The sequence below is a fragment of the Enterobacter sp. SA187 genome, assembly GCF_001888805.2.
In the GTDB taxonomy this organism is placed as follows: Bacteria; Pseudomonadota; Gammaproteobacteria; order Enterobacterales; family Enterobacteriaceae; genus Enterobacter_D.
Genome location: NZ_CP019113.1, coordinates 811,593 through 826,205 on the forward strand (window position 1 = coordinate 811,593; position 14,613 = coordinate 826,205).

10 protein-coding genes are annotated in these 14,613 nt (G+C 56.6%); 1 reads left to right on the plus strand and 9 read right to left on the minus strand.

The genetic code is table 11. The features are described from left to right. Window positions 1-2: 2 nt before the first annotated feature. From BMF08_RS04075 to glpE, 3 genes are read right to left on the minus strand one after another with little or no spacing between them, the layout of a single operon-like run. A complete protein-coding gene (locus BMF08_RS04075) occupies window positions 3-761 on the minus strand; it encodes a DeoR/GlpR family transcriptional regulator (RefSeq protein WP_072571220.1) in 759 nt (252 codons plus the stop codon). A gap of 17 nt (window positions 762-778) precedes the next feature. Further along, complete coding sequence (gene glpG / locus BMF08_RS04080; protein WP_072571219.1) at window positions 779-1,609, minus strand: rhomboid family intramembrane serine protease GlpG; 831 nt, start codon at window positions 1,607-1,609, stop codon at window positions 779-781. A gap of 44 nt (window positions 1,610-1,653) precedes the next feature. Continuing rightward, window positions 1,654-1,983: a thiosulfate sulfurtransferase GlpE gene (gene glpE / locus BMF08_RS04085; RefSeq protein ID WP_072571218.1), complete on the minus strand. Its 330-nt coding sequence runs from the start codon at window positions 1,981-1,983 to the stop codon at window positions 1,654-1,656. A gap of 205 nt (window positions 1,984-2,188) precedes the next feature. Between glpE and glpD the strand changes: the two genes are divergently transcribed. After that, window positions 2,189-3,694 (plus strand): glycerol-3-phosphate dehydrogenase, encoded by a 1,506-nt coding sequence (gene glpD / locus BMF08_RS04090; protein ID WP_072571217.1) that lies wholly within the window; start codon window positions 2,189-2,191, stop codon window positions 3,692-3,694. A gap of 39 nt (window positions 3,695-3,733) precedes the next feature. Here the strand turns inward: glpD and glgP are convergent, their stop codons facing one another. From glgP to asd, 6 genes are all read right to left on the minus strand, one after another. Then, complete coding sequence (gene glgP, locus BMF08_RS04095) at window positions 3,734-6,181, minus strand: glycogen phosphorylase (protein ID WP_072571216.1); 2,448 nt, start codon at window positions 6,179-6,181, stop codon at window positions 3,734-3,736. Window positions 6,182-6,199: 18 nt separating this feature from the next. Continuing rightward, window positions 6,200-7,633: a glycogen synthase GlgA gene (gene glgA, locus BMF08_RS04100; RefSeq protein WP_072571215.1), complete on the minus strand. Its 1,434-nt coding sequence runs from the start codon at window positions 7,631-7,633 to the stop codon at window positions 6,200-6,202. An 88-nt stretch (window positions 7,634-7,721) separates the two neighbouring features. Further along, entirely contained in the window at window positions 7,722-9,005 is a 1,284-nt protein-coding gene (gene glgC, locus BMF08_RS04105) for a glucose-1-phosphate adenylyltransferase (protein ID WP_072571214.1), read from the minus strand. A gap of 14 nt (window positions 9,006-9,019) precedes the next feature. Further along, window positions 9,020-10,996, minus strand: coding sequence for a glycogen debranching protein GlgX (gene glgX, locus BMF08_RS04110; protein WP_072571213.1), 1,977 nt, complete (start codon window positions 10,994-10,996; stop codon window positions 9,020-9,022). Next, window positions 10,993-13,179 (minus strand): 1,4-alpha-glucan branching enzyme, encoded by a 2,187-nt coding sequence (gene glgB / locus BMF08_RS04115; RefSeq protein ID WP_072571212.1) that lies wholly within the window; start codon window positions 13,177-13,179, stop codon window positions 10,993-10,995. The genes glgX and glgB overlap by 4 nt, the downstream gene beginning before the upstream one ends. A 239-nt stretch (window positions 13,180-13,418) precedes the next feature. Further along, complete coding sequence (asd, locus tag BMF08_RS04120) at window positions 13,419-14,525, minus strand: aspartate-semialdehyde dehydrogenase (RefSeq protein ID WP_072571211.1); 1,107 nt, start codon at window positions 14,523-14,525, stop codon at window positions 13,419-13,421. Window positions 14,526-14,613 lie beyond the last annotated feature (88 nt).

Here is a 14,613-nt window from a genome sequence, read left to right on the forward strand (position 1 = left end):
CGCTAGCACAGCTCAAGCTGAATATTATGATCCTTGATGACCTGCAGGACACCGGCGGGCGGCATCACGTCGGTGTACACGGCATTCACCATGCTGATGCTACCCATATTCACCATCGCGTTACGACCAAACTTGGAATGATCGACCACCAGCATGACGTGGCGAGAGTTTTCAATGATCGCCCGCTTGGTGCGCACTTCGTGGTAATCAAACTCCAGCAGCGAACCGTCGGTATCAATACCGCTGATCCCCAGGATGCCGAAATCGAGACGGAACTGGGAGATAAAATCCAGCGTGGCTTCGCCAATAATCCCGCCGTCCCGGCTGCGCAACTCGCCCCCGGCCAGAATAATGCGGAAGTCTTCTTTCGTTTTTAGCGTGTTGGCCACGTTCAGGTTATTGGTTACCACCCGCAGATTGCTGTGCTCCAGTAACGCATGCGCCACCGCTTCCGGCGTCGTGCCAATATCAATAAATAATGTTGCGCCGTTGGGGATCTGGCTTGCCACTTTGCGGGCAATACGCTCTTTTTCGGCGGTTTGCGTGGCTTTACGATCGTGCCACGGGGTATTCACCGAGCTGGACGGCAACGCCGCGCCGCCGTGATGGCGCAGGATCATATTCTGATCGGCAAGGTCATTCAGATCGCGACGGATCGTCTGCGGGCTCACGGAGAATTGCTCCACCAGCTCCTCGGTACTGACGTACCCCTGCTTTTTCACCAGTTCGATAATGGCATCGTGGCGTTGTGTCTGCTTCATGAAATATCCTGGAAAATTTATGTTCGTTTTCGCACATTTTGCGTATCGACAAACGCCATGGCGAGACCGACAACCAGACCGGTGACATGGGCGCCATTGGCGATGGACATGCCGAACAGATCAAACCAACCGGCAATTAACCACACTAAGGCGAAGGCTATCAAGCCGCGCGGCAAATTAATTCCGCTTTGCGGATCGCGCTCGCCCCGCAGCCAGACGTAGCCCATCAGCGCATAGACCACGCCGGACAGACCGCCAAACCACGGGCCGCTGAATTTATGTTGTATGAAACCGCTCAGCAGGGCGCTGATGATGGTGATGACAATCAGCTTGCCGCTGCCGAGTCGCTTTTCCACCGCGCCGCCGAGATACCACCACCACAGCAGGTTAAACAGAATGTGCAGCACGGAAAAATGCATCACCGCGTGGCTGAAATAACGCCAGACGTCAAAGCGCAGGGAGGGATCGTAAGGCCAGGCAAGCCAGGCCATAACCGGCTCATCGCCCACGACGTTCATGATGATAAATACCAGAACACAGATCGCCGCCAGCGCCAGGGTAAAGGGCCCGGCCCGCTGGCGCAGCGTGGCCAGAAATGGGTAGCGCTGATAATGCAGGCCGCTGTTGGTCTGGCCTGACGTCCAGCTTGCCGCCAGGTAACGAGGATCGCCGGGGTTTTCTAAAAAGCGCGCCAGTTCCGCGTGAACGCGTTCAGCCTGGCTTTCATCCGCCAGCCAGACGTCGGTGGTAGCGTGATGCTGGATCGTCAGGGTGATGCCCTGCGTTTGCATGTAATCAACAAACGCCTGGGCGATACGCGGGTTGGTAAAAGAGGTGATCATCAACATCGCTGGCTGCACTTATTCCACATAAAAGAGGACAGTATAAAGGTTTAAAGCGATCCGTGCGCCACCTCGCCAGGAAAATGGCGGTGCCAGGCGTCAAACCCGCCATCGACGCTGTAGACCTGATCAAAGCCCTGTTGCAGCAGATACTGGGCCGCGCCCTTGCTGCTGTTGCCGTGATAGCACATCACCATCACCGGCGTGTCGTAGTCGTGTTCCTGCATAAAGGCGCTGAGCGTATCGTTCGTCAGATGGAACGCGCCAGGCGTGTGACCCATGGCGAAACTTTGCGGATCGCGAATATCCACCAGCACCGCCTGCTTTTGCTGCAGCTTCTGATGGGTTTCTTCCACATTAATACATTCAAATTGATCCATGGTGCTCTCTTTCGTTGTGCAAATTCTGGCGGGTACGCTGGCCCCACATCTTAGCGACAAGTTTACGTCTTCACGGCAGGTAAACGCCATTATGTTATGCATATCACTCTAAATTGTTTTTTTGATGTTACCAATGCGCCATTCCTTTGCTATCATGAGCGATAACGAACATTTTTGAGCTTTTACGAAAGTGCATGAGGCGAACATGGAAACCAAAGATCTGATTGTGATAGGCGGGGGCATCAATGGTGCCGGTATCGCGGCAGACGCCGCAGGGCGGGGTTTATCTGTGCTCATGCTGGAAGCGCAGGATCTTGCCTGCGCCACCTCGTCAGCGAGTTCTAAATTGATCCACGGCGGCCTGCGCTACCTTGAACACTACGAGTTCCGCCTGGTGAGCGAAGCCCTGGCAGAACGTGAAGTGCTGCTGAAAATGGCGCCGCACATTGCCTTCCCGATGCGTTTTCGTCTGCCACACCGCCCGCATCTGCGTCCGGCGTGGATGATCCGCATTGGTCTGTTTATGTACGATCATCTGGGTAAACGTACCAGCCTGCCCGCATCTGCCGGTTTGCGTTTTGGCGCAGAATCCGTAATGAAACCCGAAATCGTGCGCGGTTTCGAATATTCTGACTGCTGGGTGGACGATGCGCGTCTGGTACTGGCGAATGCGCAAATGGTCGTGCGCAAAGGCGGCGAAGTGATGACCCGCACCCGCGCCACCTCCGCAAAACGCGTTAATGGCCTGTGGGTGGTGGAAGCGGAAGACGTTGATACCGGTGAGAAATACACCTGGCAGGCGCGCGGTCTGGTGAACGCCACCGGCCCGTGGGTGAAACAGTTCTTCGACGAAGGGATGGAGCTGCCGTCACCGTACGGTATCCGCCTGATCAAAGGCAGCCACATTGTCGTGCCGCGCGTGCATACCCAGAAACAGGCTTACATCCTGCAAAACGAAGATAAACGCATTGTGTTTGTCATTCCGTGGATGGATGAGTTTTCCATCATTGGCACCACCGATGTGGAATACCAGGGCGATCCGAAAAAGGTTGAGATCGACGAAAGCGAAATCAACTACCTGCTGAAGGTCTATAACGCGCACTTTAAAAAGCAGCTGGCGCGCGACGATATCGTCTGGACTTACTCTGGTGTACGTCCGCTGTGCGATGACGAATCCGATTCGCCGCAGGCGATCACCCGCGATTACACGCTGGATATTCACGACGAAAACGGCAAAGCGCCGTTGCTGTCGGTATTCGGCGGCAAGCTGACGACCTACCGTAAGCTGGCAGAACACGCGATGGAAAAACTGTCGACTTACTATAAAGACATTGGCCCGGCGTGGACGAAAGACTGCGTGCTGCCGGGCGGCGATCTGCAGGGCGATCGCGATGACTACGCGGCTAAACTGCGTCGTCGCTATCCGTTTATCAGCGAGCAGATGGCGCGTCACTATGCGCGCACTTACGGCAGCAACAGCGAACTGATCCTCGGCGGCGCGAGTTCATTGGCCGATCTGGGCGAAGATTTCGGGCATGAGTTTTACGAAGCGGAACTGCGTTACCTGGTCGAGCACGAATGGGTGCGTCGCCTGGACGATGCCATCTGGCGTCGTACCAAGCAGGGGATGTGGCTCAATGCTGAGCAGCAGTCGCGCATTGCGCAGTGGCTGACGCGCCACGGCAAACGCGAACTGTCGTTAGCATCATAATAAAAAACGGGGCCTTCAGGCCCCGTTTATCGTACTGATTTACAGCCGTACCGGATCGATATGCCAGATCTTGTCGGCGTACTCCTGGATGGTGCGGTCCGAGGAGAAATAGCCCATCGCCGCGATATTATGCATCGCTTTAATGGTCCACTCTTCCGGATGACGATACAGCTCGTCCACACGCTCCTGACAATCCACATAGCTGCGGAAATCCGCCAGCACCTGATAGTGATCGCCGAAGTTAATCAGTGAATCCACCAGATCGCGGTAACGGCCCGGCTCTTCCGGGCTGAATACGCCGGTGGCGATCTGCGTCAGCACGTCGCGCAGCTCTTCATCCTGCTCGTAGTAATCACGCGGTTTGTAACCCTGACGGCGCAGCTCTTCCACTTCATCCGCCGTGTTACCGAAGATAAAGATATTCTCTTCGCCAACGTGTTCCCGCATCTCAACGTTCGCGCCATCCAGCGTGCCGATGGTCAGCGCGCCGTTCAGGGCGAATTTCATGTTACTGGTGCCGGATGCCTCCGTCCCGGCCAGCGAAATCTGCTCAGAGAGATCGGCGGCCGGAATGATCATCTGCGCCAAACTGACGCTGTAGTTGGGGATGAACACCACTTTCAGTTTGTCGCCGATCTGCGGATCGTTATTCACCACTTTGGCAACATCATTGATGAGATGAATAATGTGCTTCGCCATGTAATAGGCTGACGCCGCTTTACCGGCGAAGATGTTAACGCGCGGCACCCAGTTCGCCTCAGGATCGGCCTTGATGCGGTTGTAGCGCGCAATCACATGCAGCACGTTCATCAACTGACGTTTGTATTCATGGATACGCTTGATCTGCACGTCGAACAGGGCTTTTGGATTGACCACCACGTTCAGCTGCTGGGCAATCATGATCGCCAGACGCTTTTTGTTCTCCAGCTTCGCCTGACGCACTGCCTGGTTGACCGCCGGGAAATCAATGTGCTGCTCAAGCTCCTGCAACTGACTCAAATCGGTACGCCAGGTGCGGCCAATATTTTCGTCCAGCACTTCAGACAGCGGCGGGTTCGCCAGCGCCAGCCAGCGTCGCGGCGTGACGCCGTTTGTGACGTTGGTGAAGCGGGTCGGGAAGATCTTCGCGAAATCAGCAAACAGCGACTGCACCATCAGGTTGGAGTGCAGTTCGGACACGCCATTCACTTTATGGCTTGCCACCACCGCCAGCCACGCCATGCGGACACGGCGACCGTTGGATTCGTCGATGATGGACACGCGGCTCAGCAGGCCGGTGTCATTCGGATACTGATCCTGCACGGTCTTCAGGAAGTAGTCGTTGATTTCAAAGATGATTTGCAGATGACGCGGCAGGATCTTGCCGAGCATATCCACCGGCCAGGTTTCCAGCGCTTCGCTCATCAGCGTGTGGTTGGTGTAGGAGAACACCTGGCAGGTCACTTCGAAAGCATCATCCCAGGAAAACTTATGCTCATCCATCAGCAGACGCATCAGCTCAGGAATACCGAGCACCGGATGCGTATCGTTGAGGTGAATGGCGATTTTGTCCGCCAGATTGGCGTAGGTTTTGTGCAGCATGTAGTGACGATTGAGGATGTCCTGCACCGTCGCCGACACCAGGAAATACTCCTGCCGTAAGCGCAGTTCGCGCCCGGAATAGGTGGAGTCGTCCGGATAGAGCACGCGGGAGACGTTTTCCGAGTGGTTTTTATCTTCCACCGCGGCAAAATAGTCACCCTGGTTGAATTTACCGAGGTTAATCGCGCTACTCGCCTGGGCGTTCCACAGACGCAGCGTGTTGGTCGCGTCGGTGTCGTAGCCAGGGATGATCTGATCGTAAGCCACCGCCAGAATTTCTTCCGTTTCCAGCCAGCGGGATTTTTTCCCTTCCAGCTGAACACGTCCACCAAAACGCACTTTATAGCGCGTGTTGTGGCGCTTGAATTCCCACGGGTTACCGTATTCCAGCCAGTAGTCCGGCGACTCTTTCTGGCGTCCGTCGACGATGTTCTGTTTGAACATGCCGTAGTCGTAGCGGATACCGTAGCCACGCCCCGGCAGGGCGAGGGTCGCCAGCGAATCCAGGAAGCAGGCCGCCAGGCGTCCCAGACCGCCGTTACCTAAACCGGGGTCGTTTTCTTCGTCGATCAGCTCTTCCAGATCCAGCCCCATCTCTTCAAGGGCGTTTTTTACGTCGTCGTAAATACCTAATGACAACATGGCGTTGGAGAGCGTGCGGCCAATCAGAAACTCCATCGACAGGTAGTAAACCTGCCGGGTTTCCTGGGACAGCTGCGCACGGTTGGAGCGCAGCCAGCGTTCCACCAGACGATCACGCACGGCGAACAGCGTGGCGTTCAGCCATTCGTGTTTATTGGCGATCACCGGATCCTTGCCGATGGTGAACATCAGCTTATAGGCGATCGAGTGCTTGAGCGCCTCGACGCTCAGCGTGGGTGATGCATACGTAAAAGGTGCATTCATATGAGCGATTCCTGGAAATTATTTCACCCGGTTGTACAGATCCCGGTAGGACTGCGCCGCTACCTGCCAGCTGAAATCCATACCCATTGCCTGACGCTGCACGAAGCGCCACAGCGACGGACGAGACCACAACACGAAAGCACGCCTTATCGCACGTAACAGCGACCAGGCATTACTGTCTTCAAAGACAAATCCGCTGGCGATGCCGTCCGCCAGGTTTTCCAGTGAGCTGTCTGAAACGGTATCCGCCAGACCGCCGGTACGACGTACCAGTGGCAGAGTGCCGTATTTCAGGCCGTAGAGCTGAGTCAGCCCGCACGGCTCAAATCGGCTTGGCACCAGAATCACATCGGCTCCCCCCATGATGCGATGCGAGAAGGCTTCGTGATAGCCGATCTGCACCCCAACCTGGCCCGGATGTTCCGCCGCCGCCGCAAGGAAGCCTTCCTGCAATACTGGATCGCCTGCCCCCAGTAATGCCAGTTGCCCGCCCTGCTCCAGCAGGCCCGGCAACGCTTCCAGCACCAGATCCAGCCCTTTCTGGCTGGTGAGGCGACTGACCACCGCAAACAGCGGCACTTTGTCATTCACCTTCAGACCCATCGCCACCTGCAGCTGGCGTTTGTTTTCGGCTTTCTCCTCCAGCGAATCGCGATCATATCGCGCCGCGAGAAGCAGATCGTTATCCGGGCTCCAGATTTTCTCATCTACCCCGTTCAGAATGCCGGAAAGACGCCCTTCCAGATGCCGCTGACGCAGCAGGCCTTCCATACCGCAGCCAAACTGCGGCTCGGTGATCTCGCGCGCGTAGGTCGGGCTGACCGCCGTAATATGATCGGCGTAGTACAGACCAGCCTTCAGGAACGAGATCTGACCGTTGAATTCGACACCATGAACATTAAAGAATGATGATGGTAATTCGATCTCATCCATATGATGTGCATAAAACATGCCCTGATAGGCCAGGTTGTGCACAGTAAACACCGATTTCGCCGGACGGCCGCGCGCCGCGAGGTACGCCGGTGCCAGACCTGCATGCCAGTCATGGGCATGCACGATGTCAGGATGCCAGAACGGATCGAGACCACAGGCCATTTCACTGCCTACCCAACCCAGCAGCGCAAAGCGCAACACGTTGTCGGTGTAAGCAAAAAGATTGGTATCGTGATACGGGCTCCCTGGGCGGTCATAAAGGTGCGGCGCATCAATCAGGTAAATCCCCACGCCGTTATAATGACCAAAAAGTAAAGTGAATGGACCGGCAAAAGTGTCGCGTCGACTCACCACTCGTGCATCGGTAATGCCCCGTCGAATATCTGGAAAAGCAGGCAAAAGGACGCGTGTATCTACTCCACCGGCGATTTGCGCCGCGGGTAACGCGCCAAGGACATCTGCCAGACCGCCCGTCTTAAGCAGCGGGAACATTTCAGAACATACATGTAAAACCTGCATTCTCGCTCCTGTTAATTACCGCCGCCTGTTTGCGGGTTCGGTAAAACAGCGCGCGGACCCCTTCCGCGCAAGGTTATTCTTGATGCTGTTAGCCTTTGAGTTTATTCAACATTTCCCGCGTGACTAACACAATGCCTTCTTCTGAACGGTAAAACCGGCGCGCGTCTTCTTCCGCGTTTTCGCCGATTACCATGCCTTCCGGTATCTGACAGGCGCGATCGATGATGCACCGGCGCAGGCGACAGGAACGCCCTACCCATACGTCTGGTAACAGAACGGATGAGTCGATATTACAAAATGAGTTCACCCGCACGCGGGGGAAAAGAACCGATTGCACCACAACGGAGCCAGAGATGATGCAGCCGCCCGATACCAGGGAGTTCAGCGTCATACCGTGGCTGCCGGAACGGTCCTGCACAAATTTCGCTGGCGGCAGCGGCTCCATATGGGTACGGATTGGCCAGTTCTGATCGTACATATCCAGTTCTGGCGTAACCGAGGCCAGATCCAGGTTCGCTTTCCAGTAGGCTTCCAGCGTCCCGACATCGCGCCAGTACGGCTCGGCATTCGGATCGGACTGCACGCTGGATAACGGGAACGGGTGCGCGTACGCCATGCCCGCTTTCGTCAGCTTCGGAATGATGTCTTTACCAAAGTCGTGACTGGAGGTGTCGTCCGCATCATCTTCTTCCAGCAGCTCAAACAGATAGTCAGCATCAAAAATATAGATGCCCATACTGGCGAGCGCCCGTGTCGGATCGTTTGGCATCGCGGGCGGGTTTTCCGGCTTCTCGACGAAAGCGACCACTTTTTCATTTTCATCGACCGCCATCACCCCAAAGGCGGTGGCTTCGGCAATCGGCACCGGCAGACAGGCCACGGTGCAACGCGCACCTTTCTCCACATGATCAATGAGCATGCGCGAGTAGTCCTGCTTGTAGATGTGGTCGCCCGCGAGGATCACGATGTATTCCGCGTTATAGCGACGAATGATGTCGAGGTTCTGCGTCACCGCGTCCGCTGTGCCGCGATACCAGTTTTCACCGTGTACGCGCTGCTGGGCAGGCAGGAGATCGACGAACTCGTTCATCTCTTCGCTAAAGAACGACCAGCCGCGCTGGATGTGCTGCACCAGCGTATGCGACTGATACTGAGTGATAACGCCAATCCGGCGGATGCCGGAGTTAATGCAGTTGGACAACGCGAAGTCGATAATGCGGAACTTGCCACCAAAGTGCACCGCAGGCTTCGCCCGGGTAGTGGTTAAGTCCTTCAGACGCGTACCACGCCCCCCTGCAAGAATCAGGGCAACCGATTTTAATGGGAGCTGGCGCGCTAACATTAGCGGATCGTTTTTATCTAATCTAACCATGATGAACTCCTTTTTTAAGACCGTTTGAAAACGCAAATTCCGTGCGCGGGCCCATGCCAGACAGCCATTACAACCGGATTATCCTCACCGGCAAATGGGGGAACAGCACGCCATTCCCCATCGGGTAAAACGATTTGCGCTACGTCGTCCGTGTTGTTGAGCGTGATTAAATAACGCTCCGACAGCAGGATCTGCATTCGACCCGTGCCTTGCGCCCACTCCTCAGGACGTAATGGCTGAGCGTCTTTGTTCAGCCATTGCACGTTGCCGTCACCCTCTTCCCACCAGGCGTTCAGGGTTAACGCCGGGATCTGCTGACGCAAGGCAATGAGCGCCGCAGTGAAAGTGATCAGCCCGTCATTTGCCTGACGCCAGTCCAGCCACGTCAGCGCGTTATCCTGGCAATACGCATTGTTATTGCCATGCTGGCTGTGCCCCTGTTCATCACCGGCCAGCAGCATAGGCGTTCCCTGAGACAGGAGCAGCGTGGTCAGCAGGGCATGGACACTATCCCGACGCCGTTCAGTCACATGTAGAGAGCCGCCTAATCCTTCTATACCATGGTTATTACTATGGTTATTGTTAGTCCCGTCGCGGTTTTCCTCGCCGTTCGCCTCGTTGTGTTTCTGATTGAAACAAACGCAGTCATGCAGGGTAAAACCGTCATGCGCGGTGATCAGGTTGACCGACGCGCCAGGCGCGCGACCCCGTTGTTTAAACACATCGCTGGATCCGGCAAACCGGCGGGCAAACTCTCCGAGGGAGAGATCTTTTGCCAGCCAGAAACGGCGCGCGGCATCGCGGAAATGATCGTTCCACTCCGCAAACAACGGCGGAAAATTCCCCACCTGATACCCCCCCGCCCCTACGTCCCAGGGCTCTGCAATCAGCTTCACCGCGCTGAGCAGCGGATCGGCTGCAATGGCCTCGAACAGCGGCGCATGGGGCGTGTAGCCCGGCGTGCGCCCCATGACCGGGGCCAGATCAAAGCGAAAACCGTCAATATGGAAGGTTTCCACCCAGTAGCGCAGACACTGAACGGCGTACTCCACGGTGGCTGGCAAGTTTAAATTTAGCGTGTTGCCGCAACCCGTCCAGTTTTCGTAATCACCATCTCCCCTTACCCAATAATAGCTACGGTTATCGATTCCGCGCAGGGAGAAGGTCGGACCATCAAGATCAATTTCAGCGCTGTGGTTAAGCACCACGTCAAGGATGACTTCAATGCCAGCCTGATGCAGCGCTTTTACCGTCTCGCAAAACTCCTGCCGCGCACGTTCCGGATCAACGGCATAGCGCGGATCGAGCGCAAACATCGCCAGCGGGTTGTAGCCCCAGTAATTGCTCAGGCCGAGCTGTTGCAGGCGCGGCTCGCTGGCAAACTGCGCGATGGGTAACAGTTCGAGCGCCGTAATGCCGAGGCGTTTGAAGTAAGCGATCATGGCCGGATGGCGGAGCGCTTTGTAGGTACCGCGCTCGGCTTGCGGAATATCCGGATGCAGATACGTCAGCCCTTTTACATGCGCTTCGTAAATCACGCTGTTGCCCCAGGGCGTGCGCGGCGGCGCGTCGTCTTCCCAGTCAAAAACGTCTTTAACCACCACGCTTTTCAGCGCGATGGCGGCGTTGTCATGGGGATCGGGTCGCTCGTAACCACCGTGGAACAGCGCATCGTCCAACAGTTCTCCGTCAACGCGACGGGCGCAGGGGTCGATCAGCACTTTTGCCGGATTAAAGCGATGTCCGTGCTCCGGCGCCCAGGGGCCGTGAACACGGTAGCCATAGCGCAGGCCGGCGCGCGCGCCCGCCAGAAAACCGTGCCAGACATCGCCGCTGCGGGCGGGCAGGTCATAACGTTGCTCATTCCCTTCCTGGTCAAACACGCACAGCTCCACGCGCTCCGCATGGGCGGAAAACAGCGTGAAGTTGACGCCGCCGTCGACGACATGCGCGCCGAGCGGCTCAGGCTTCCCTGCCGTGAGTATGGTCATTCTCCCTCCCGCACCAGCCAGATAGTGGAGAGTGGAGGTAAGGTCAGGCACAGTGAATGCTCACGGCCATGGCTGCCAATCTGCTCGCTCTGTACCGCGCCGCCGTTCCCGGCATTGCTGCCGTGGTAGTGCATCGAGTCAGTATTGAGGATTTCGCGCCATTTGCCGGGCTGATTGATGCCGAAACGGTAACCCGGACGCGGCACCGGCGTGAAGTTGCTGGCGACGATAATTTCGTTGCCCGCTTTATCGCGGCGTACAAAAACAAATACCGAGCGCTCTCTGTCATCCACCACCAGCCATTCGAAGCCGTAGCCATCAAAATCCAGCTCATGCAGCGCTTTATGATGACGATAGGTGTGGTTGAGATCGCGAACCAGACGCTGCACGCCGTGGTGCCAGTTGTCGCCGCCTTCCAGCAGATGCCAGTCGAGGCTACTGTCGTGGTTCCACTCACGCCCCTGCGCAAATTCATTGCCCATAAACAGCAGCTTTTTGCCGGGGAAAGCCCACATCCAGCCATAGTAGGCACGCAGATTGGCGAACTTCTGCCACGCATCTCCCGGCATACGATCCAGAATGGATTTTTTACCGTGCACCACTTCATCGTGCGACAGCGGTAGCACGAAGTTTTCGGTGTAGTTGTACAGCATGCCGAAGGTGAGATTATGGTGGTGATGCTGACGGTAGATGGGATCCAGCTTGAAGTAATCCAGCGTGTCGTGCATCCAGCCCAGATTCCACTTGTACCAGAACCCCAGCCCGCCGTTATCCGACGGTCGTGAGACGCCAGGGAAGTCGGTGGACTCTTCCGCCATGCTGACCGCGCCAGGCACCAGTTCGCCCAGTACGCGGTTAGTTTTACGCAGGAACTCGATAGCTTCGAGATTTTCGCGGCCGCCGTATTCGTTAGGGATCCACTCCCCTTCTTTACGGCTGTAGTCACGATAAATCATTGATGCCACGGCATCCACGCGCAGGGCGTCAATGCCGAAGCGCTCAACCCAGTACAGGGCGTTGCCGATCAGGTAGTTGCTGACTTCGCGGCGACCATAGTTATAAATCAGCGTGTTCCAGTCCTGATGATAGCCTTCGCGCGGATCGCTGTGCTCATACAGGTCGGTACCGTCAAATTCGGCCAGTCCAAAATCATCTTCCGGGAAATGGCCCGGCACCCAGTCGAGGATCACGCTTAAGCCTGCGGCGTGCGCGGCATTGATGAAATAGCGGAAGTCATCGCGGGTACCGAAACGGCGGGTCGGCGCGTACAAGCCGGTCGGCTGATAGCCCCAGCTACCGTCGAAAGGATGCTCGTTGATCGGCAGCAGTTCCAGATGGGTGAAGCCCATCCATTTGGCGTACGGCACCAGCTGATCCGCCAGATCGCGGTAGCTGAGCCAGAAATTGTTGTCCGTGTGGCGACGCCAGGAACCCAGATGCACTTCATAAATGGAGATAGGCGCATCGAAGTCATTAGCGCGTTTACGCTCTTCGCTCTGCTCCACTTTTTCCGGCAGGCCGCAGATCACCGAGGCGGTTTCCGGGCGCATTTGCGCTTCGAAGGCATAAGGGTCGGCTTTGATGCGCAGATTGCCGTTGGCGTCGAGCAGTTCGTATTTATACAGCTGACCGTTGTGTGCGCCGGGGATAAACAGTTCCCAGATGCCGGATTCTTTACGCAGACGCATCGGGTGGCGACGGCCATCCCAGTAGTTGAACTGGCCGACAACCGAGACGCGGCGGGCATTCGGCGCCCAGACGGAGAATTTCGTCCCGGTCACGCCATCCATGGTATCGGCGTGCGCGCCGAGGGTTTCGTACGGACGCAGGTGGGTGCCTTCCGACAGCAGCCAGACATCCAGATCCTGGATCAGCGGGCCGAAGCGATACGGGTCATCAATCAGGTTTTCCTGACCGTGCCAGACGACGGCAAGCTGATAGCGGAAAGGATTTTTGCGACGCTGAATAACGCCGGCGAAAAAGCCGCGCGAATCGAGGCATTCAAGCCTGGCGAGCTTGCGCCCGGTCTTGGTTTCTATCACCCAAACTTCGGTGGCGTCAGGGAGCAATGCGCGGACTTCCAGCCCGGCATCGGTGTAATGCATGCCGAGTACGGAAAAGGGATCCGCAAAGTGGCCTGCAATTAGCGCGTTAATCACGTCTCTATCGACAAGACTGGACATGGTTTCTTCATCCTTTTATATGTGTGCCATAGCGTTCAGCCGTGAACTGACCACGGATGGCGGCACTTTTTTGGCCTGAATGGCGTACCGGCAGCTTTCACTTCCGCCGGGACTACGCCCAACTTAAAGCATAGCCAACACTACGTTTATCTCCCGACTTATTTGAAACATTCGCGTTTCCTCCATGTAATACGCAAAAAAAAGGAGGTGACACCGCACCTCCGCTCTGAATATAAGTCTTACGCCAGCTGGCGCAGCATGCGCCGTAACGGCTCTGCGGCGCCCCACAACAGCTGATCGCCGACGGTAAAGGCAGAGAGATATTCCGGCCCCATGTTGAGCTTACGCAGACGACCGACTGGCGTGGTCAGCGTACCGGTAACCGCTGCCGGGGTCAGTTCACGCATAGTGATGTCGCGGTCGTTAGGCACCACTTTCGCCCACTCATTATGCGCCGCCAGCATCTCTTCAACTGTGGGAATGGACACATCTTTCTTCAGTTTAATGGTGAAAGCCTGGCTGTGGCAGCGCAGCGCGCCGACGCGCACGCACAGACCGTCGACCGGAATCACGGACGAGGTACGCAGAATTTTGTTGGTCTCCGCCTGGCCTTTCCACTCTTCGCGGCTCTGGCCGTTATCGAGCTGTTTGTCGATCCACGGGATCAGACTGCCCGCCAGCGGCACGCCGAAGTTGTCCACCGCCAGCTCGCCGCTGCGGCTGAGCGCCGTCACTTTGCGTTCGATATCAAGAATGGCCGACGCCGGGTTAGCCAGCTCGTCAGAGACGTGGTGATGCAGCTGGCCCATTTGCGTTAACAGTTCACGCATATGGCGCGCGCCGCCGCCGGAAGCCGCCTGGTAAGTTGCCACCGACACCCACTCCACCAGATCCTGGGCGAACAGGCCGCCGAGGGACATCAGCATCAGGCTGACAGTGCAGTTACCGCCGACGAAGGTTTTTACGCCCTCGTTCAGGCCGCGGGTAATCACGTCCTGGTTGACCGGATCCAGAATGATGATGGCATCGTCTTTCATACGCAGCGACGAGGCGGCATCGATCCAGTAACCCTGCCAGCCGCTTTCACGAAGCTTTGGATAGATTTCGTTGGTATAATCGCCGCCCTGGCAGGTGACAATGATGTCGAGTGCCTTCAACGCCTCCAGATCATACGCATCCTGGAGCGTGCCAGCCGGTGTGCTACCGAATGTCGGCGCGGCCTGACCCAGCTGGGACGTTGAAAAGAAAACCGGGCGAATGGCGTCGAAATCGCGCTCTTCTACCATGCGTTGCATGAGTACGGAGCCGACCATTCCGCGCCAGCCGATAAAACCAACATTTTTCATAGCGTATTTTTCCTGCGAAGGTGTGTGCTGTGTGTGCGAACCAGTTTCCGACTGGCGTCCCTTCACCTTACAAAATGCAGCTAAAGTC

Bases quoted from the DNA above. Each gene is read 5' to 3' on its own strand.
- BMF08_RS04075 (WP_072571220.1), bottom strand. From the start codon at position 761: ATGAAGCAGACACAACGCCACGATGCCATTATCGAACTGGTGAAAAAG.
- glpG (WP_072571219.1), bottom strand. From the start codon at position 1,609: ATGTTGATGATCACCTCTTTTACCAACCCGCGTATCGCCCAGGCGTTT.
- glpE (WP_072571218.1), bottom strand. From the start codon at position 1,983: ATGGATCAATTTGAATGTATTAATGTGGAAGAAACCCATCAGAAGCTG.
- glpD (WP_072571217.1), top strand. From the start codon at position 2,189: ATGGAAACCAAAGATCTGATTGTGATAGGCGGGGGCATCAATGGTGCC.
- glgP (WP_072571216.1), bottom strand. From the start codon at position 6,181: ATGAATGCACCTTTTACGTATGCATCACCCACGCTGAGCGTCGAGGCG.
- glgA (WP_072571215.1), bottom strand. From the start codon at position 7,633: ATGCAGGTTTTACATGTATGTTCTGAAATGTTCCCGCTGCTTAAGACG.
- glgC (WP_072571214.1), bottom strand. From the start codon at position 9,005: ATGGTTAGATTAGATAAAAACGATCCGCTAATGTTAGCGCGCCAGCTC.
- glgX (WP_072571213.1), bottom strand. From the start codon at position 10,996: ATGACCATACTCACGGCAGGGAAGCCTGAGCCGCTCGGCGCGCATGTC.
- glgB (WP_072571212.1), bottom strand. From the start codon at position 13,179: ATGTCCAGTCTTGTCGATAGAGACGTGATTAACGCGCTAATTGCAGGC.
- asd (WP_072571211.1), bottom strand. From the start codon at position 14,525: ATGAAAAATGTTGGTTTTATCGGCTGGCGCGGAATGGTCGGCTCCGTA.